This is a genomic window from Acetobacterium malicum subsp. dehalogenans DSM 11527, from assembly GCF_000472665.1.
Taxonomy (GTDB): Bacteria; Bacillota; Clostridia; order Eubacteriales; family Eubacteriaceae; genus Acetobacterium; species Acetobacterium malicum.
The window spans coordinates 1-19,348 of sequence record NZ_AXAC01000023.1; the positions used below are offsets into that span (position 1 = coordinate 1).

Below are 19,348 nucleotides of genomic sequence, written 5' to 3' on the forward strand. Positions count from 1 at the left end.
GGCGTCGATATCCCCTTTGACACGATCCGACAAAACCATGATGCTGTCTATGTCGCCCTGGGTGCCTGGACCAGTTCTGGCTTAAGATGCGACGGTATCGATGCCACCGGTGTGATCGGCGGGATTGAACTGCTGCAACAGGTGGCCAATAACGAACCGATTACCCTCGGTGAAAAAGTCGCCATCGTTGGTGGTGGCAATACCGCCATGGATGCCTGCCGNACCGCCCTNNGNCTCGGNGCNAAAGAAGTNTATAANATCTANCGNNGNACNAAAGCNGAAATGCCNGCCGANGCNATCGAAATCAGCGAAGCCGAAGAAGAAGGGGTGATCTTTAAGAANCTGACCAACCCNATNGAAGTNATTAAGGGNGATGACGGACAGATCGTNAAAATNNGNCTCCAGAAAATGGCTCTCGGNGAACCNGATGCCAGCGGNCGNCGNAGCCCGGTTCCNATNGANGGCGAAGAAGAGATNCTNGATATCGATACCCTGATTCTGGCCATTGGCCAGGGNATNAACCCGGANGGGATTGGNGGNGAAAATGGNCTGGCTCTNNCCAAATGGAACACCGTNCTGGCTGATGAACAGACNTTNNNNACNAANCTNGANGGCGTTTTTGCNGGCGGNGANTGNATTAACAGCGGTGCNTCTATTGTCATTAAAGCCGTTGGCGATGCCAAAAAAGCCGTNCCNTTTATCGAAGGNTACNTNAACGGNGAAACCNTTGCCTANCACGAACCCTACTTTGTCANNNGNGAANCCGTGGANCAGGATTANCTNGAAAGCATCAAGAAAAACAAACGNCCGGCGATGACNCANCTNNCNCCNGANGNNCGNAACGATAACTTNCTNGAAGTGGTCGAAGGNTANAGCCCCCTCCAGGCNGTNGAAGAAGGGAAACGCTGTCTCGAATGCGGTTGTCAGGATTACTTCGAGTGCAAGCTGGTGGCCTATGCCAACGAATATGAGGTNAAACCNGANCGNTTNAANGGCAAGAANCCGGAAGCNAAAATNCAGGANGATCANCCNTTTGTNATCCGGGATAACAGCAANTGNATNACCTGNGGTCTNTGCGTNCGGGTNTGNGAGGACATCGTCGGCGTATCTGCTCTGGGTCTGGTTGACCGGGGCTTTGAAACCATTGTCGAACCNGCNCTNCGNCANCCGCTNAAAGATACCGGNTGNGTCAGCTGNGGNCTNTGNATCTCCGTNTGTCCCACNGGNGCCTTAAGAGAAGGCCTNACNGGNATNAAACANATCCCCCTGGATACNGACAAAACCGNATCNACCTGNGGCTANTGTTCNGCNGGNTGCCAGATNANNATNGAATCNAAAGGNGATACNATCATTAAAGCGATTCCCCAGAAAAACCATCGGGACCTCAATCAGGGCGTGATGTGCGGCCGCGGCCGCTTCGGCACCAATCTGGTCCAGTGGGGNGATCGNNTNACCACGCCGCTGATCCGNAACAAACAGGGTGAGCTGGAAGAAGCCAGCTGGTACGATGCGTTTGTGATGATTGCCAAGAAATCCCAGAGCATTGCCGCCCGTTACGGCACCAATGCCGTGAAGATGGNNATNTCACCNAAGTATACCAANGAGGAAATTTATAATATGACCGAACTGGCCAAGGTACTGCGGGCTGAAACCTTCAGCTTCAGTAACCGTAAGGCGGGAGAAGAAGCGGTTCTCCAGGGTGACTATCAGATCCGGGATATGGAAGCCATTGTTACTGCCGATACCATTCTGGTTTTGGGGATGCTGCCAGTGAATAACCCGATTGTCAAGTATAAACTGAATCAGGCATCAAAAAATGGCGCTAGCATCTTTGTGATTAACCATCTCGAAAGCGGTTATGATCATATTGCCGATGAGTTTATTACCGAATGTGAGGATCTGGAATTTATGGGTGAAATCACCAAGTATGTGATTGAAAACGCCAATATAAAATCAGACATCAACAACCGTGATCAATTAACAGCATCACTGGCTGATTTTGATATCTGTGACGAAGCCCAGATCATTGGTGAAGGCCTGGTCAATGCCAAAAACCTGGTAGTTGTCATGGGTGACAAGTATATTACCGAAGAAGCGTCAACACTGATAGGCGATATTCTCGGACTACTGGGTAAAGCTGATGGCAAACGTAGTGGTATTTTGAGAGTAGCAGTCAAAAATAACAGTGTGGGACTAAAGGCCCTGAGGGTAATTAACACCCCGGCTGTGCTGAATAACGCCAAGGCTCTATTGCTCTTTGGCGAAGATCCCAATGCTGATCTAAGTGGCTATGACTTCCTGATGGTACAGGATACCCACCTGACCGATGCCGCCCAAAAAGCCGATGTGGTATTGCCGGCGCTGGCGTTCCCGGAAGTCAATGGGACCTTTGTGAACACCGAAGGACGTCTGCTCAAGGTGAAGAAGTCGGTGGAAAACCCACTGGGAATCAACAATATCAACATGGTTCAAGCGATTGCCGAAATTTTAGCAAAGAATCTTGGGTCAGTCTGTCCCGACAAAATTTTAAAAGCGATTAAGGAAACTAATGAGGCTTTTAAAAATGTTTGTATTGGGGAGCTTCTGAACAGACCTAAAAATGAAACGATCGGAATTGAACTTAAGCCATACACCGAGGGACGTCTATTTACGGAGATCCCTTATACTGATTATCTTATGAATGAGATTCAGGGAGAATTGAATAAGGTTATAAAACATTAAAATCGCATTCGTTTGAAGATTCAGAAATTCGATAGAAATCACCAATCATATTATTCATAATATGATTGAGAGAGACTGAATAATCAGTTCTTTCTTAAATATAAAAAGTACCGTTTTGATATCATAAATATCAGAGCGGTACTTTTTTAAAATTTAAAATTAGGAATAGCTGTCGAATAATGTTAATCTGCTGCGTATTTCACAGTTCACATTGAAATAAAATTATTGAATATTATCTAGCTGTCCATGCTGAAATCGATTCGCTGTGACAGAATAAATCAAAGTTTGTGTTATCCATAAAAATCCAATCAGCAAATAGGGAAAGATACCAATATTAACGGCTATGGAAATGAGTAGACAAAGAGTCACGAGGCCACAATAAACAAAATTCATCAGCTGATAGCATCGATAGGAAGCTTTATAAATCACAAATTTTTCAGCTTCATCACAGCTTTTCAGCCATTCCTTGTCAAAGTTAAAATCGAGTGGATTTCCTTTTTTATTTGGGTATAAAATTTTGGTTAGCTTTATCGTAAGTATCGTCATAATCAAGGTGAAGGCCATATTGACCAGGAAGATAATCAGTCCCAGAAGTTTGAAATCTTTCATGGAATTGGTAACTGTGATGCCGAATAAACAGAATCCAAAAATCATAGTAACTGAAATAAAAGGAATTAAAAATCCCAATTGACGGTCGATCTGATCAAATTGGATGTCATCATTTTCTTCGAGGCGCTTTAATTTAAGCTTGGCAGAGAAATAAAGAATTAGTATCAGCAATGCGCAGAGACCAAGAATAGATAATTGGATTAATAAATTATTATCAATCATAAAAGTCTGAAAATTAATCAGACTTTGGATGATGGCATCTTCACCGTGGATAATAATGCCTCCCAACAGTCCCCCAATAAAAGCAGATATGACCATGACAATAAAAAATTTAATCGTTGGATTTAGTTTTTTCATGAGTTAACTCCTCTTCATACAAAAATAGTTCTTCGACGGTTGTTTCAAAAACTCTGGCAATTTTTAGCGCTAGAATAACAGATGGTGAATAATCCCCCCGTTCAATTAGACTGATGGTTTGACGGGATGCACCAACCAGCTTTCCCAGATCTGATTGATTCAGATTATTTCGGGCCCGATATTCTTTTAGACGGTTTTCCAAACCCACAAGGATACCTCCAAATCATAAAGTTCATGTGACAACAATAGTTGTCTAGTTGACAATCATTATTGTCATAATTATTATAACTCTGACAATGATTATTGTCAAGGAGGGTTTTTGAATTTATTCAATGTTCAATTCTCAATACTTTTGGTATAATAACTATGTTTGTTAAATTGAGCAGAAAGAGAAAGAGAGATTAAATGAAAAGTATCTTAATCGACGGAAATAGTCTTTTTTACCGGACCTTCTATGCTATCCGGGAAATGTCAAATTCAAAGGGTGTACCGACAAATGCCATTTATGGTTTTGTTAACATATTAGTTAAAATTCAGGAGGAGTACCAACCTGATTATTTGGGGGTTGCCTTTGACTTAAAAGGACCAACCTTCAGACATTTGGCCTATGATGATTATAAGGGCGGACGCCAAAATATGCCAGAGCTGCTGGCGGAACAGTTTTCGATATTAAAAGAGCTACTCAGAAAGATGGACATCGCCATTATCGAACTGGAAGGTTTTGAAGCGGATGATATCATTGGAACCCTGGCGGCTATCGGATCTGAAAAAGGTATCGAAACAGAAATCATCACTGGTGATCGGGATGCTTTTCAGTTAGTTGGACCACTAGTTAAAGTTCTGTATACAAAAAAGGGTATATCCCAATTGGAAGAGGTGGATGAGGCCTGGGTTAAGAACCAGTATGGCCTCACCCCCAAAGATCTGATTGATTTAAAAGCGCTGATGGGAGATAAATCGGACAATATCCCTGGAATAGCTGGGATTGGGGAAAAAACGGCGATTAAGCTGGTCCAGCAATATGGAAATCTGGAAAAGATCTATGAACATATTGACGAACAGAAAGGCAAACAAAAAGAAAAAATAATCGCCGGCAGAGATGATGCATTTATGAGTCGAATGCTGGGAACAATAAAACTGGATGTTCCCTGGGATGGTGACTATCAGGAACTGACCTTCAATAATATTTTTAATCCCGAGAGTATCGCCTTACTCAAGGAATTGGAATTCAATACCCTACTGTCAAAAATAGATGCCGCAGAAGTCGTCGAAACCATTGAAAAAAAAGTTGCTTTTCACTGGATTAAAACAGCCGTAGATATGGACAACTTGTTCAAAGATTTGGAAAATTCCAATGAAGTGATTATCTATTTTCATGAAGAAGTAGCCCAGATTTATTTGGCGTTGGAAATCTCAGACCGTTATTATTATCTGAACCCTGAGGCTGTTGCGGGCTTGAATTTCTTTGAAAAACTTAAAAAGCTGCCAAACATCAATACCTTAGCTATTACCAGCCAGGATTTAAAAAATCTGATCCATATCTTCCATAAAAATGACATCAATGAAGTAAATGAAGCCTTTGATACTTATATTGCCACCTATCTGTTGAGCCCGGGAGATCAGCGCTATGATTTGAAATCAGCCGCCTATCAATATCTCAATCGGACCATTCTGGATGATGAGGAAATGTTCGGGAAAGGTAAAAAAATGGTGAAAGCTGAGGGACTGGATGAACAGTTGTTGGCCGATTATATGATCAAAAACTGTGAAACCATTAAAGATTTAAAAACTGTTCTGGAAAAAGAACTTCATGCAACTGATATGATGACCTTGTTTAAAACGATTGAGATGCCGTTGCTGGAAGTGATGGTATCGATGGAGGAGCTGGGATTTAAAATTGACTTAAGTCAGTTGGAAAATCTTTCCAGCGAGTTTGAAAACAAGCTTACCAGTCTCACCAGTGACATCTACGAACTGGCTGAAACAGAAGCTTTTAACATTAATTCACCCAAACAATTGGGCGAAGTTTTATTCGAACAATTAAAACTGCCAGTGGTGAAAAAAACTAAAACGGGCTACTCCACCAATATTGAGGTATTGGAACAACTTATTCATTTTCATCCAATTATTGAAAAAATTATCGAATATCGGATGCTGTCGAAATTGGATTCAACCTATGGCCGGGGATTGATGGCTTTTGTTGAACCCAAAACGCATAAAATCTATTCGACTTTTAATCAGACCGTGGCGGCAACCGGACGGCTTAGCAGTTCCAATCCGAATCTGCAGAACATTCCGGTAAAAACAGAAATGGGACGAGCGATCAGGCGCGTATTTGTTCCTTCAACGAGCGATCGAATTCTGGTTGATGCCGATTATTCGCAGATCGAGCTTCGGGTTTTAGCCCACCTTTCCGGCGATGAGAATCTAATCGATGCCTTTATAAAAGAACAGGATATCCACACCCGAACCGCATCAGAGATTTTTGGTGTTCCCCTGGATGCAGTCACTAGAACCCAACGCGGCCAGGCCAAAGCCATCAATTTTGGTTTGATCTATGGTAAACAGGCCTTTAGTCTGGGGAAAGATCTGGGGATCTCCAGAAATGAGGCCCAGGACTATATTAATCGCTACTTTTCCCGCTATCCCAAGGTTCAGGATTATATGGAAAATGTTAAACGACAAGCCAAAGAAGAAGGCTATGTCACCACTATTTGGGGAAGAAGACGTTATATTCCGGAAATGAACTCGCGAAACGCGATGCTGGTTCAGGCTGGGGAAAGAATGGCCCTGAATACCCCGATTCAAGGGAGTGCAGCGGACATTATCAAGCTTGCGATGATTAAGGTCTATAACCGCTTAAATGCTGAGAAGCTGGAAGCAGAACTGATCTTGCAGGTCCATGATGAGTTAATCATTGATACCCCTAAAAATGAAAAAATCCAGGTGGAACGACTGATTAAAGAAGAAATGGAAGGGGCTGCTCAACTGAGTGTGCCGCTGACTGTTGATGTGAACACCGGGATGTCCTGGTATGATGTGAAATAGCGGGAGAAGGTTATGAGAGTAATAGGAGTAACTGGCGGGATTGCATCAGGTAAATCTACCGTCACGGATATTTTAAAGAAACGTTTCAATTATATCGTCATTGATGCAGATCAATTAGCCAGACAGGCTGTCGAGCCGGGAAGTCCCGGTTTAACAAAAATAACCACAGTATTTGGACCGAAAGTCATTAATGAGAATGGTGAATTAAACCGCAGCCTGCTGGGAGAACTGATCGCAAATGATGAGCAGGCTAGAAAAAAACTCAATGCTATTATCCATCCTGAAATAAAAAAACTGTACGATCAGCAAATTGATTTTTATCGACGGTCAGGGATTCCTACAGTTTTTTATGATTGTCCCCTGCTTTTTGAAACAAATCTGCAAAATACTGTCGATGAAACAATTCTGGTGGTAGCAGATAAAGAAATACGTATCGGTCGGATAATGGCAAGAGATAAATTGACCAGAGCGCAAGCCATAAAACGAATCGACATGCAAATGTCGGATGAGGACAAAATCAGCTTGGCTGATACAATCATTGAGAATAATGGTAGCCTTGATGATTTGCTGATCACAACAAATGTTTATTTTACCAGACGAAAGCTCCTGGTGAAATAAATATCAAGTTTTAAGATATTTGTAAATAAAATTTTCGAAAACCCAAAAAAATAGTTGATATTTTTTCTTCATTCCTTTATAATAAGAAAACAGGGTCAAAACGCCTGTTACTTATGCGAGGATGGTGGAACGGCAGACACGCAGGTTTGAGGGATCTGTTGCAGCAATGCAGTGAGGGTTCAAATCCCTTTTCTCGCACCAATATTAGAACAAAAAGTCGATTGCGTCAGCAGTCGGCTTTTCTTTTTTTAACGCCGAGACCTTGGCGATCAGGTAACAATGGCAGTGAGGTTAGAAATTAAGTTAAAAAATAGGATTAATTGTTATGATAATTTCGTTGTACACTAATTGATTTATAAGATGACAGGAATTATACGAGGTGAAGAATGAAAAAGAAATTATTATCAGCAATTTTAGCGATTGTTTTATCGATGGCAATGGTGAATCCCGTGCTGGCAGATTCCAAAAGTGCCTGTGTCGCCATTGGCGCCGATAATACCGATGCCCAACTCAAAACGGTATATAGTTATTTCAATATCAAAAGTGGCGATGTTGAAGAAACCGTAGTAACGAATGAAGATGAACGGGAATACCTGGAGGGTGCAGTATCCCTCGACAAAATTGGAACGCTAGCGCTATCCAGTGTTTATGTTCAGGAAGAAACGTCAGGGGGAATTGATCTGGAAACCCATAATATTGACTGGGTTACCGATGAGATGTATAAATCAGCATTAGGAACTGCGGGGATCAAGAATGCTAAAGTGATTGTTGCAGCTTATACTCCGGTATCCGGAACAGGCGCTTTAACAGGTATTTACAAAGCCTATGAGACCGCAACTGATACAAGTCTGGATGAGGCAGCAAAAACAACGGCGGTTGAAGAAGTGGTGGTAGTTGGGGAACTGCAGGACGCCATTGGCGATGATGCGGTTAATATTATCAATAGTTTGAAGGGCGAAATTGCCCAAACTAAGACGATGAATGATGATCAAATCCGGGAATTGATTGTTGTGACGGCTGAAAAATATGATACCGTTTTGGATGATCAGCAAATTGAAGAGATCTTAACCCTTGTTAATAAATTCAATGAGCTGAATATGGATCCCGATACATTTATTAAGTTGATGGAAGCTGGCCAGGAAACCCAGGGCTTTTTCCAGCAAGTGCAAACCTTTTTTGCGGAAATCGGAAATTTTTTCAATAATTTGAAATAAGAATGTGATAATCGTGACAACAGAAACGTCATCGTAAGTGAATTCATTTACGGTGGCGTTTTTTCTGTGTTTGGATGTGAAAGTCTATAATCGTTTGCAAAATACTATTGACAAAAATAAGGTAAAAAGATATCATCGTAACTAATGAAACAAACTTTATTTTAGCTAAAACAATTTTATTATAATGACAAAAGTACTAGCAACTCGTTCAAAGAAGAATGGGTTTAAAAAGGTTTCAGTGGAAGGGCGATTATGAGATTTGTGCCAATATTTTGTTTGCGAGAAGGAATGGTCATCGCTTCAGATCTGTTTGGGGATCAAGGCGAGCTGGTGCTTGCAAGGCAAACAGTATTAGATATAGAATTAATAAAAAAAATACGTAAGTTTAAATGCAATGGTCTCTATGTTGAGGAAGACAAGGTTCAGACGATACCGATCGTACAGACGATTAATAGCAGCTTACGGATGAAGACCGTCAGTGGAATAAAAGAAATTTTTATCTGTAAAGAAAATAATCTGCCAGTTCAAAAAGAACAATTCACAGCGATGGAAGAACAGGTAGAGACCATTGTTGACGTGATTCTGAAAAACAAAGAAATGATGCTTAATATGGTAGATCTGAAAGTGTTTGATGACTACACATATTTCCATTCGGTAAATGTTGCCGTCTTATCGATTGGCCTTGGTACGGCCATGGGACTTGATAAAACAGATCTATGCAACCTGGGATTTGGTGCATTACTTCATGACATTGGAAAAGTATTTGTTCCCAAAGATATTCTCCATAAGCCCGGCCCCTTGACCGACAATGAATTCACTGAGATGAAAAAGCATTCGTCTTTAGGTTTTGAATATCTGGCAAGTGAATATGTGGGCAATGTCGGAGCCCAGGCCGGAATTCTGGATCATCACGAAAAATTCTCAGGTGGGGGTTATCCCAATAATGCAAAGGGTGAAAAAATTTCCTTATATGGTCGAATAATCTCGATTGCTGATGTCTATGATGCGTTGACATCGGATCGGCCTTACCGAAAAGGACTGCTTCCATCGGAAGCAATCGAATATATTATGGGCGGCACTGAAAACCTGTTTGACCCGGATCTGGTTAAGGTGTTTATCCGGAAAATAGCACCATATCCGATCGGTACGTCGGTTAAGTTAAGTAATGGCCTGTCAGGGGTTGTCACTGACAATTTTGAGAGTTTTTGTATGCGACCGAACATTCGTGTTTTTAAAAACGGTGATTATGAAATAAAACCCTTTGACATTTGCCTGGCAGATCGTCAAGCTCTCAATATTACTGTTGTAGATTTTAAAAAATAGGAAAACCAAATAGTGGAGGTAGTTATTTGAGAGTCATTTTATTAGGAACACCCGGAGGGGGAAAAGGGACCCAGGCAAAACTGATCTGTGAATATTTTGATATTCCACATATTTCGACTGGCGATATTTTCCGCGGGAAAATAAAAGAAGGAACCGCTGAAGGTAAGGAAATAAGCGAATATACCGGAAAAGGTCAGTTGGTTCCTGACCGCCTTACAATTGCCCTTGTAGAAGAACGATTAAAAAAAGATGACTGTAAAAAGGGCTTTTTACTGGATGGATTCCCCCGGGATGAAAAACAAGCCCAGGCTCTAGATGAGATTATGAATAAAAAGAATGAGCAAATTAATTTTGTTTTTTTGATTGATGTTCCAAAAGAAATTATTGTCGATCGCATTCTCGGCAGACGGGTCTGCCCTAAATGCGGAGAAAGCTATCATATAAAATACAATCCACCAAAAGTGCCAGGAAATTGCGATGTTTGCGGAACTGCTTTAATTCATCGGGCTGATGATCAGGAAGAAATTATTTTAGACCGCTTGGCTATTTACAACCAAACAACAGCGCCGATATTGGAATTTTATGAAAAAAAGGGAATTCTTCACAAAATCAAAGGCGATGGCGGGATTCAGGATATTTTCGCCCAGATCAGCGAGATTTTAAAAAAAGCTTAACATAAAATACTGGCTGATAAAATAATTTGTTGTTTTCAGATCGGGCCTCAAATCTTCTAGCCACTTAGCAGATGAGATGCTGAAGTAACAAAAATACAGATATTATTAAAAAGAGAATCCCAAAATTTAAAGGATTCTCTTCGTTTATTTGTGGTTGAACAATCCAAGGGATAAAGCAGTTAGACAAAGTGGTCATTTGCCTTCCCAAAATGCTTCAGCTTCTTTTTCCATTTTTTCGAGACGGGTATAATAATCAGGAAACTCATTCAAATGAGCCAGGGCAATTTTCCCGGTGACGAAAGGGTCATCCCCGGTTACGTTTGTGCGGGAATTGTCAGTGCCGTGCTCAAGCTCAACATCCATTCCCATTCGAAACTGCTCAATGTCAAATTTACTCCAACTAATACCAAGCATTCTGCCAATTTCTTTTGCCTGTTCGGTTGTAAACACTTTTTTTGCTGACATAAAATCACCTCTTCTTAAAATTTTGAAACATGACCATTATTGTTGGATTCATAATTACTTAATCTCATTATAGGCATAATTTAAATATTTGTCAATCAATCAGCAATGGTGTTTTGTTTTGACATTTGATTTGAGGGTAAATAGATATCAACTACTCAGAAAAATGGAGGAAAAAATGGGATTTCAAAAAGTTGCAGATATCCAGGAGTTTGATAATATTGACAAGAAGTTGATCGAATTGGATGAAAAGAAAATTCTATTGACGAAGGTGGCCGGGGGGTATTATGCTATATCCAATAAATGTCCCCATATGGGCGGTTCTTTGTATAAGGGTACTCTACAGGACGGGGTCATTACTTGCCCAAGACATGGAGCAAAATATGATGCGAAAACAGGGAAAGGTTTGGGGAAACCGAAAATTCTATTTTTTGAATTTAAAATGGAAGATGATCGCAGTTTTCCAGTAAAGGTGGAAGATGGTGATATTTTGATCGACATCAACCCCGCATAAATTTTAATGAACAAATAAAACCCCGGGTGCAGTAAAGTGATTGTTGCATCCGGGGTTTTCTGTGCTAAAATGGTTTGGTTTCATCTGCCTGGTTTGTTTTAATTGCGTATTTTATTTTCTAGTGAATAGCAGCGTGAGTTAGGACTCAAAGTCCAGGGGAAATCTGATTTGGGTATTATCCCTAGCTTGATTAGTAACTTGCCCTGTCAAAGGTACCGTATCATTTTTTGTCAGCTCAACGGCTGCGGTTAAATCGTCGAACCATTTCTCACTCTGGGTCGGTGGAATAAGGACCGGCATTCGATTATGAACAGCTTCAACCGCTTCATTGGGCGGTTTCGTCAGGATCACAAATTTATTTGAGCCCATGAAGTTGTGATAAATTCCGGCAAGATAAAGAAGCTGGTCAGCCTGAAAGAGATACCGTTTTTTTTCAGCATCCCATTCATAAAAACCGGCGGCCGGAATTAAACAGCGTCTTTGTTTGAAGTCCTCATGAAACAGGGGTTTTTCCAAAATTGTTTCGGCTCGGGCGTTAATTATTAACCCCCTTTTAAAGGGATTTTGATAGCCCCAGCTCATCAACTCCAGAGAAATATGACTGGTGTGCCGTCGATTCCAGCAAATAACCGGGGCCAGATCTGACGGTAGAATATCACCAGTTTTCAGTTGTCCATCAAAGCGCTGATTAACTGCGGCTACAATCCGTCTGATCTCCGGATCATCTTTTTCGGAATAAAGTGTATAACGTCCACACATCAGAATGTTTAGTTGGTTTCCATCGATTCCAGCATCGGAAGGGCTGCTTCGAGGTCTTCTTCGACTTGATTTTCAACCAGTTTTTCAAGAATAATCTGAGGATCCATCTCCAAAATGGTTCGGTCAGAACCGTCGGTTAAGCAAATAATGCCAGTAATAGCTGAGGAAATTTCCACAGGTTGAATGTCATTTAAATTAATTTCGAGGACACTGACCAGCTTTTCCACCTGAATAGCGATCATTTCATCATCAGACAGTTTCAACAATAACAGATGAGAGGCGTTGAGGCTGGGTTCATCTTTGTCAAATAATGCTAGAGCATCGACAACGGCGTAATAATGATCATTAAATTCCACTGCCCCGCGGATAACGGCATTGGTTCCTGGGACTGAAATCGTCTTGCTGGCTTCTAATGCTTCAACAACGTAAGACTGTTCCAAACCATAGACCTGGCCATTAATAACAAAGGTGGCCAATTTTTTATGTTCATTCGTCATTGAGAAGGCAAAATCAGATTGTTCGATTTCTTTATCATTGGATTTATTAATGGTAATTTCTGCGTAATCAGCCATTTTTTCAAAAACAAAGGCGATCACATCATTATGATATCCATCAGAGTTTTTGTATTCCCGATAACAGGATGAACAGGCACAACCAATAGAGTAATAGCTGTTTTCATAAACTAAAATTTCGGATTGGGTTTTGCCGTTTGGTACGGTGAATAGTTCGTCCGGTAAATCCAGAATTTCACCAACTTTGTAGGCATCATTGGTCGACGAGAGAATCATTTTTTTACGGTCAGCAAATACCGCAAAGGTGTTATTATCGGAATGGAGCGATTCTTCCAGGATTGTTTTGAACTGATCCTCGCTGTCAAAAACAATACCAATACCGCCAACAGTGCGGTTATGGTTATTAAAGTCTGTAATGGAAGCACCATAAATATAGGTATGACGATGATCATACAATTCAGTTTGTTCAAATGGAGAGACAAAATACTTTTCCTGTTTGGCATTTGCTAAAATTTCACTGACATAGGGGGCCGTGAGGGTTTTACCAATATCGTCAGCACGGCTGGGGTTGGATACGGCGATAATGGTTCCGGTTTTGTCAAAAATAAACAGGTTGCTGTAAACCGTATAAAGATCATTGATGTAAACGAGGATATCAGTTAATTGTTTTAGATCAGGAGTGGATATTACATCTTTGGCCAGAATGCGGCGAATCGTTGAGTCTAATGCCCACCAACGGCAATCATTGGCTCGCTCGTAGAGATTTCGATCCATGATATCCACCGAAAGCGAAGCTAAAAAACTGGTGTCGACAAGGCTGGTTGACACAACCGTCGAAAACAGGTTGGAAACGGAGCTCTGGAAAAGACTGCTGGTGTTGGTGCCGATCCGGCCAATGGCTCTTAAAATCGGTTTTAAGCGCGAATATTCTGCATCGATACTGTCATCGCGGGCAATAATCTGACCGTTGTAGACAATTCGTTTTAGCGATCCATTAATCGTCTGGGTTTTATTGATAATTTCATTCAGCTCAGTGGAAAATGAATCAGCCTGATGCATCAAACCAGTGGTGACAGAGGAATCAATACTTTTTAGATTTCGATTATCCCGGAAAGCCAGATGGAGAGGAATCATCACATGACCCTTCCAACCCAGACCATAATATTTTTGGTAGCCCTGGGTCGCAATGGTCTTCGAAATATAATCGGATCCCCGATAATAGACAACGCCATTGACGCCAGATTCAACGGGTTCGACGATAGTACCCGTGGGAACATGATTCTCATCGCTGCTGGCAATGACCATGTTTGCGTCGTCGATAATGGTCATAACGGAGCCATCATAATCGTTGGTCAGTTTTTCAAAGATCTGCGCCATTTCATTTTCAAAGCGGAAACACAAACAAATCAGACCAATAGCCTGGGAAGTGCCTTCCCGGCAGATGCGGCTGGAAAAAATATGGGAATTTTTATCACCATACTGAAGTTTTGAGTTTTTGAAATACTCCACAAAGCTCTGCTCACCATCCATTGTTTTGATTAGATTTGGTCCTTTTATCTGTTTTCCCCGGATATCATTTTGTTTGTCAAGATTTGCCAACACCCGATAATTATTGTCGAGCACGATAATATCCTCGTAAACGGAATATTTGGCAACATAATCTCGCATTCGTTTTAAAATCAAGCTGCGGTCACCGTCAGTGCGGTCCTGATTTTCAACAAACCGGCGAATATCGTCATCGGTGGCCAAAAAACCAATATCAGCAGTTCTTTCAAAGAGGTTGCGGATCAGAATATCAATGGCCACCTGGGTTTTCGAAATGATTTTTTGTTCCATTTTTTTCAGTTTTTCGGAAACAAGGGTATCAATCAGTTCTTCCTGTAAATCAATAAACCCATTCTGAATTTTTGTCATATTGGGAAGAACACTTTTTGATTGGATCGGACAATTGATTTCGGAAAGCAGTTTAATGTTATCCCACTGGTCGTTGAGATCAGAGATGCTTTTATTGCATTCCTGAACATCAGGCATATAAGTTAAAAAATCTTTTTGTTTATATATTATCATTTTCAATCTCCTCATTTAATAAAAAAGATGCTTAGCGGTAAGGTTATCCCAAGTCAAGCATCTTTATTATGATTACAGTCTTAGCTAAATGTAACATTTTTTTTGAGAATTTGCAAGATAATATGCAAAGTATTGCCCTCAGTAATGTTAAAACTGTCGGACAAAACAAACAAAATGTTTTAGCCAAACATCAATGTTTCCAGAAATTCCAGGTCGTCCTGGTTGGGGAGATTTTTACTGGCCAGATAGGCGTCAAAAACCATGATGTATTTATTCTCTGAATCAAATTTTGGCCAGATGATCTGGCCTTTATACTCTGCTTTGAAATTAGGATTGCCATACTTTATGAAATTGACCCAGGATTGCTGCATAATCCAGGACAAATTGCTGATCTTGGTGGCGCGACGCTGCCCGATGCCATTACCGAAGACAAACGGCAGTTCCATACCGTGGGCAGTGTTCAGACCTACTATTTTGAGGATCGCCGGATCAAAATCGAAATTATAAAAATAGACATCCTCTCCCAACAGGGAATATTCTTTCGCCATCATCACCATCCCGATTAGAAAAGCGGAATAGGTATAAATTTCCTGAGCTCGTTCCAAAGGTGAGTGATCGTCATCAACAAAAAAGTAATCCATTGCTTTGGGCGCATTTTCGGGACCAAAAATATGATAACAGAGCATCTGGTAAATGCCCAGATTGGTGTGGCTCTTAATAAATAAAGATGATTCATCGGTATTATAACCAACCAGAATTTTAACCGGGTTGACCTCACCATTTTTCAAGGCTTTGACCGGATCTTTGGGGAGAACAATCCCATCATAAACCGGCCAGAAACCAAAGGCATTGGGAACCGTGGATTGATTAGATTTGACCATTGAGAGGGCAGCAAAAATATCGCCGGAAAGGGCTCTCAGCTGGTCCAGACCGTTTGGCGAATCCTCAATGCCGTATAAGTCGCATAAGAGCTTTCCGTTGTCCAAGGTTTTTTGTAAATCGCCACGGTTGAGCGAAGAAAAAGCAGAAATTGAAAAAATTGATCCGCTTTCGACCACGGCCTGATGGAAAAGACCTTTAGCCAGCGGTGACAACATCAGCGCGGTGACGCTGTAAGCGCCGGCGGACTGACCACCGACAGTGACTTGTTCGGGATCGCCACCAAAGGTCGCGATGTTATCCTGGATCCACAGCAGCGCCTGGATCTGATCCAGTAAACCGTAATTGCCGGTGGTTCCAGCTTCCTCAAGTAAGCCTCGGGTGGCAAGAAACCCCAGAGCTCCCAACCGATAGTTGATGGTGATGACGACCACCCCTTCCTGAGCCATCCGACCACCGTCATAAACCATTTCTGAGCCGGAACCGGAGGAAAAAGCACCGCCATGGATAAATACATAAACCGGAAAGCGCTCTTCAGCGGTAATTGCTGGGGTCCAAATGTTCAGAAACAGACAGTCTTCGCTTTTTCCTTCCATTTGGTAGGTACCCGGGGAATCGACGGTGATACCTCCCATCTGAAGTGAGGAATTACCCGGTTTTGAACAATCACGGATATCTTCCCAGGGCGGCATCGGTTCGGGCGCTCTAAAACGGCGGCTGCCGATGGGAGGCATGGCATAGGGAATACCTTTATAGGAGGCAACACCCCGTCGGGCTTGACCCTGAACTGGTCCGCAGGGGGGGTGGAGGATCGGTTGTTTTGGAGTGTCTGTTTTTTTATTCGTAAAAAATGGCATGAAATTCTCCTTTTTATTGATTGACTTGGGTCGTTGCGAAACTGATTGAACAGGTCATGGTAGTTTTAGGTATTTACTTCTTTGGCGTTATTCATTTACCTATTTTCTGATTCGGGTAGTGAATCGGACTTTGAAGGTAATCCCGATGATAGCAGTACCTTGTTTCGTAAAATTGATTGTGAAAGTCGGTGGCGCGGCAATCATAATAGAGCATTTTATTCTGGGTGGGAGTTAATAATAAACGGCTCTTTTTCAGACTGGTTAAAATAGGCAACTGACCCCGATCCTTAATCGCCTTCAGGATAGCCTGGCCTTTTTCATTAAAACCCAGCACCCGCAGATAGGGAACGAAAGATTCCGCCTGAAAAAGATTTAAGGTTTCTTTATCCAGCTCCAGGAGTCGATTGGATAGGATCCGGCGGACCCGGGTTTGGGGGATTCGTTTTGAGATAATCGCGTTAACGCATTCGTCCAGATTGGTGGCTGTTTTTAGGGCATCTCTGATTTTGTGTTCCAGGCCTTCACTGACATAGGGGGTGTTTTTCAAGTGTTTTACGTCACTTGAAAGAATTTGCAGGCGCAGGGCATTGAGAAAATAGTCGTCGCCTCTGGGATTATAATTTTTTCTAAAGGGCAGAATCAGATCATCGGCCGAATAGGGCAGTTTGTGATCGAGTGCTTCTAAGATCGCAGCAGCGGACTCAGGATGGGCAAGGGCATCTTTTAAAATGGTCCGAATCCCGGTGGCACTGAGATATTTAGAAGGCAACAGACTGTGATAGTCGGCACCCTGTCGCTTAACGGTCATTACATCGATATCGCTTTGGGTTTTGTGGAGGGCCTTGAGATATTCGAGGGCCAAGATGTTATTGGGGGTTTTTAAGAGATCGCCTGCCTCATGACTCAAATAGGAGCGAATCGCCAGTTCACGGGCTCGGGGAAAGGAAACTCCAGATGATAACTCCTGTTTAAGGAAGCTTTTAAATTCGACCGGTTCATGAACGAGCGTTTCAGCCAGACTGGTTAGCGGCTGGATATGTCCGAATTCGGAACCAAAGGAAAGGATATCGATTACCCCAGTGGCGTTAAAAATCTTTATGCCTCCATGCGCAAAGGCTTCGGCACTTTGGCAGGCATAGCCGAAAGGCAGTTCGCAGACCAGATCAACACCGGCGGATAGGGCCAACTGGGCGCGCTCCCATTTGTTTAATAGGGCGAAATCGCCGCGTTGAGTCAGACTGCCGCTCATTAAAGCCATAACACTGTCACAGTGACTTTCTTTTTTGGAGGACTCAATTTGCCAGGCATGGCCCATGTGAAACGGATTATACTCAGCAATAATACCTAGAATTTTCATCTTAGCCTCTCTTTTGTTAAAAAAATAGCAATTTATTAATTTATTATCGAAATATGACAAAAAAATAATGGTATTCTTTGCTTATTACTGTTATTATATAGAACGTATGAAATGTAATCAATAAAAAACTAAAGGAGAGTAATTATTAATGAATGTACTTGTTATTAACTGCGGTAGTTCTTCACTAAAATATCAGTTGCTTGATATGACCACTGAAGAAGTTTTAGCTAAAGGTTTAGTTGAAAGAATCGGTATTGAAGGATCTGTTTTGGTTCACGAAGCTCCAGGTCAAGACAAGGTAAAATTGGAACAACCTATGAAGACCCATAAAGAAGCTTTAAATCTTGTTATGGCTGCTTTAGTTGATCCTGCTCATGGGGTAGTGAAGTCTTTGGAAGAAATTTCTGCTGTTGGTCATCGAGCTGTTCATGGTGCTGAAACTTTCTCTGATTCAGTTGTTATTGATGATGCGGTTATCAAGAGCCTGGAAGAATGTTCAGAATTAGCGCCTCTTCATAATCCTGCCAACCTGATTGGGATCAATGCTTGTCGGGAATTACTGCCAAATGTACCAATGGTAGCAGTATTCGACACCGCTTTCCATCAGACCTTACCAGGTGAAGCTTTCATGTATCCACTCCCTTATGAATTATATGAAAAATTCAAGATCAGAAAATACGGTTTCCACGGAACCTCCCATAAATTTGTGAGCCAGGCTGCTGCTGAATTAATGGGCAAAAAACTTGAAGACCTGAAACTGATTTCATGCCATTTAGGTAATGGTGCCAGCCTTTGTGCTATAAAAAATGGAAAATCTGTTGATACTTCAATGGGATTAACACCGCTGGCTGGATTGGAAATGGGTACCCGTTGTGGCGATATTGATCCTGCCATCATTCCATTCCTGGTTAATAAAGGATACACCGTCGAAGAAGTTGATACCCTGATGAACAAAAAATCTGGGGTACTTGGCGTTTCTGGAATCAGCTCTGATTTCCGTGATGTTGAAGGCGCCGCAAACAGTGGCAATAAACGGGCTCAGTTAGCACTGGATATTTTCCATTATCGGGTTCGTACTACAATCGGCGCTTATGTTGCAGCAATGGACGGGGTCGATGGCATTATTTTCACTGCCGGTTTAGGAGAAAACTCAACAACTTCCCGGGCCGCAATCTGTGGTGGTTTAAAATACTTAGGTATTACTTTAGATCCAGTTACCAACAGCAAACGAGGCGAAGCGACTGTTATCTCGGATAAGGACTCTAAAACAACCGTAATGGTTATTCCAACCAATGAAGAATTAATGATTGCCAGAGACACACTAGCGTTAGCTAAATAATGTAAAGTATTTCACTTGACAAAACGGGTAATCGTCTA

15 protein-coding genes and 1 tRNA gene are annotated in these 19,348 nt (G+C 41.7%); 9 read left to right on the top strand and 7 right to left on the bottom strand.

Annotated elements, in window-relative coordinates; translation table 11 throughout:
* Nucleotides 1–57: 57 nt before the first annotated feature.
* The gene (locus A3KS_RS24280) at nucleotides 58–2,721 is read left to right on the top strand and encodes a molybdopterin-dependent oxidoreductase (RefSeq protein ID WP_423219243.1); all 2,664 of its coding nucleotides are present in this window, start codon (nucleotides 58–60) and stop codon (nucleotides 2,719–2,721) included.
* Between the two features lie 222 nt (nucleotides 2,722–2,943).
* Here the strand turns inward: A3KS_RS24280 and A3KS_RS0109655 are convergent, their stop codons facing one another.
* Both A3KS_RS0109655 and A3KS_RS0109660 read right to left on the bottom strand, forming a co-directional pair.
* A complete protein-coding gene (locus A3KS_RS0109655) occupies nucleotides 2,944–3,687 on the bottom strand; it encodes a DUF3169 family protein (RefSeq protein ID WP_026394757.1) in 744 nt (247 codons plus the stop codon).
* On the bottom strand, nucleotides 3,662–3,895 hold the full coding sequence (locus A3KS_RS0109660) for a helix-turn-helix transcriptional regulator (RefSeq protein ID WP_026394758.1): 234 nt from the start codon (nucleotides 3,893–3,895) through the stop codon (nucleotides 3,662–3,664). Before A3KS_RS0109660 ends, A3KS_RS0109655 begins: the two co-directional genes overlap by 26 nt.
* A 197-nt stretch (nucleotides 3,896–4,092) precedes the next feature.
* Here A3KS_RS0109660 and polA point away from each other — a divergent pair, with 197 nt between their 5' ends.
* From polA to A3KS_RS0109690, 6 genes are all read left to right on the top strand, one after another.
* Nucleotides 4,093–6,735, top strand: coding sequence for a DNA polymerase I (gene polA, locus A3KS_RS0109665; protein WP_026394759.1), 2,643 nt, complete (start codon nucleotides 4,093–4,095; stop codon nucleotides 6,733–6,735).
* 12 nt (nucleotides 6,736–6,747) lie between these two features.
* Nucleotides 6,748–7,353, top strand: coding sequence for a dephospho-CoA kinase (gene coaE / locus A3KS_RS20755; protein WP_051355788.1), 606 nt, complete (start codon nucleotides 6,748–6,750; stop codon nucleotides 7,351–7,353).
* A 115-nt stretch (nucleotides 7,354–7,468) separates the two neighbouring features.
* Nucleotides 7,469–7,554, top strand: a tRNA-Leu gene (locus A3KS_RS0109675).
* A gap of 185 nt (nucleotides 7,555–7,739) precedes the next feature.
* Nucleotides 7,740–8,567, top strand: coding sequence for a DUF1002 domain-containing protein (locus tag A3KS_RS20760; RefSeq protein ID WP_051355789.1), 828 nt, complete (start codon nucleotides 7,740–7,742; stop codon nucleotides 8,565–8,567).
* 252 nt (nucleotides 8,568–8,819) lie between these two features.
* A complete protein-coding gene (locus A3KS_RS0109685; protein ID WP_026394760.1) occupies nucleotides 8,820–9,890 on the top strand; it encodes an HD-GYP domain-containing protein in 1,071 nt (356 codons plus the stop codon).
* A gap of 26 nt (nucleotides 9,891–9,916) precedes the next feature.
* Nucleotides 9,917–10,564, top strand: coding sequence for an adenylate kinase (locus A3KS_RS0109690; RefSeq protein WP_026394761.1), 648 nt, complete (start codon nucleotides 9,917–9,919; stop codon nucleotides 10,562–10,564).
* A 192-nt stretch (nucleotides 10,565–10,756) separates the two neighbouring features.
* Here A3KS_RS0109690 and A3KS_RS0109695 read toward each other — a convergent pair whose 3' ends face one another.
* Nucleotides 10,757–11,029 (bottom strand): DUF5661 family protein, encoded by a 273-nt coding sequence (locus tag A3KS_RS0109695; RefSeq protein ID WP_026394762.1) that lies wholly within the window; start codon nucleotides 11,027–11,029, stop codon nucleotides 10,757–10,759.
* Nucleotides 11,030–11,204: 175 nt separating this feature from the next.
* Between A3KS_RS0109695 and A3KS_RS20765 the strand changes: the two genes are divergently transcribed.
* On the top strand, nucleotides 11,205–11,540 hold the full coding sequence (locus tag A3KS_RS20765) for a Rieske (2Fe-2S) protein (protein ID WP_186893021.1): 336 nt from the start codon (nucleotides 11,205–11,207) through the stop codon (nucleotides 11,538–11,540).
* A gap of 138 nt (nucleotides 11,541–11,678) precedes the next feature.
* On the opposite strand, the gene A3KS_RS20770 is transcribed toward A3KS_RS20765, so the two are convergent.
* From A3KS_RS20770 to A3KS_RS20785, 4 genes are all read right to left on the bottom strand, one after another.
* Nucleotides 11,679–12,299 carry an SOS response-associated peptidase gene (locus A3KS_RS20770; RefSeq protein ID WP_051355790.1) on the bottom strand — a complete coding sequence of 207 codons (621 nt, stop codon included), beginning with the start codon at nucleotides 12,297–12,299 and terminating at the stop codon, nucleotides 11,679–11,681.
* 8 nt (nucleotides 12,300–12,307) lie between these two features.
* On the bottom strand, nucleotides 12,308–14,878 hold the full coding sequence (locus tag A3KS_RS20775; protein WP_051355791.1) for a chemotaxis protein CheW: 2,571 nt from the start codon (nucleotides 14,876–14,878) through the stop codon (nucleotides 12,308–12,310).
* Nucleotides 14,879–15,057: 179 nt separating this feature from the next.
* Complete coding sequence (locus A3KS_RS20780; protein ID WP_035355891.1) at nucleotides 15,058–16,614, bottom strand: carboxylesterase/lipase family protein; 1,557 nt, start codon at nucleotides 16,612–16,614, stop codon at nucleotides 15,058–15,060.
* Nucleotides 16,615–16,705: 91 nt separating this feature from the next.
* Nucleotides 16,706–17,971: a nucleotidyltransferase gene (locus tag A3KS_RS20785; RefSeq protein ID WP_051355792.1), complete on the bottom strand. Its 1,266-nt coding sequence runs from the start codon at nucleotides 17,969–17,971 to the stop codon at nucleotides 16,706–16,708.
* 148 nt (nucleotides 17,972–18,119) lie between these two features.
* On the opposite strand from A3KS_RS20785, the gene A3KS_RS0109725 reads away from it, so the two are divergent.
* Complete coding sequence (locus tag A3KS_RS0109725; RefSeq protein WP_026394763.1) at nucleotides 18,120–19,310, top strand: acetate/propionate family kinase; 1,191 nt, start codon at nucleotides 18,120–18,122, stop codon at nucleotides 19,308–19,310.
* Nucleotides 19,311–19,348 lie beyond the last annotated feature (38 nt).

Excerpts from the sequence above, each read along its gene's own strand:
- A3KS_RS0109655 (WP_026394757.1), bottom strand. The coding sequence starts at position 3,687 with ATGAAAAAACTAAATCCAACGATTAAATTTTTTATTGTCATGGTCATA.
- coaE (WP_051355788.1), top strand. The coding sequence starts at position 6,748 with ATGAGAGTAATAGGAGTAACTGGCGGGATTGCATCAGGTAAATCTACC.
- A3KS_RS0109695 (WP_026394762.1), bottom strand. The coding sequence starts at position 11,029 with ATGTCAGCAAAAAAAGTGTTTACAACCGAACAGGCAAAAGAAATTGGC.
- A3KS_RS20780 (WP_035355891.1), bottom strand. The coding sequence starts at position 16,614 with ATGCCATTTTTTACGAATAAAAAAACAGACACTCCAAAACAACCGATC.
- A3KS_RS20760 (WP_051355789.1), top strand. The coding sequence starts at position 7,740 with ATGAAAAAGAAATTATTATCAGCAATTTTAGCGATTGTTTTATCGATG.
- polA (WP_026394759.1), top strand. The coding sequence starts at position 4,093 with ATGAAAAGTATCTTAATCGACGGAAATAGTCTTTTTTACCGGACCTTC.
- A3KS_RS20785 (WP_051355792.1), bottom strand. The coding sequence starts at position 17,971 with ATGAAAATTCTAGGTATTATTGCTGAGTATAATCCGTTTCACATGGGC.
- A3KS_RS20770 (WP_051355790.1), bottom strand. The coding sequence starts at position 12,299 with ATGTGTGGACGTTATACACTTTATTCCGAAAAAGATGATCCGGAGATC.
- A3KS_RS0109725 (WP_026394763.1), top strand. The coding sequence starts at position 18,120 with ATGAATGTACTTGTTATTAACTGCGGTAGTTCTTCACTAAAATATCAG.
- A3KS_RS20775 (WP_051355791.1), bottom strand. The coding sequence starts at position 14,878 with ATGATAATATATAAACAAAAAGATTTTTTAACTTATATGCCTGATGTT.
- A3KS_RS0109685 (WP_026394760.1), top strand. The coding sequence starts at position 8,820 with ATGAGATTTGTGCCAATATTTTGTTTGCGAGAAGGAATGGTCATCGCT.
- A3KS_RS20765 (WP_186893021.1), top strand. The coding sequence starts at position 11,205 with ATGGGATTTCAAAAAGTTGCAGATATCCAGGAGTTTGATAATATTGAC.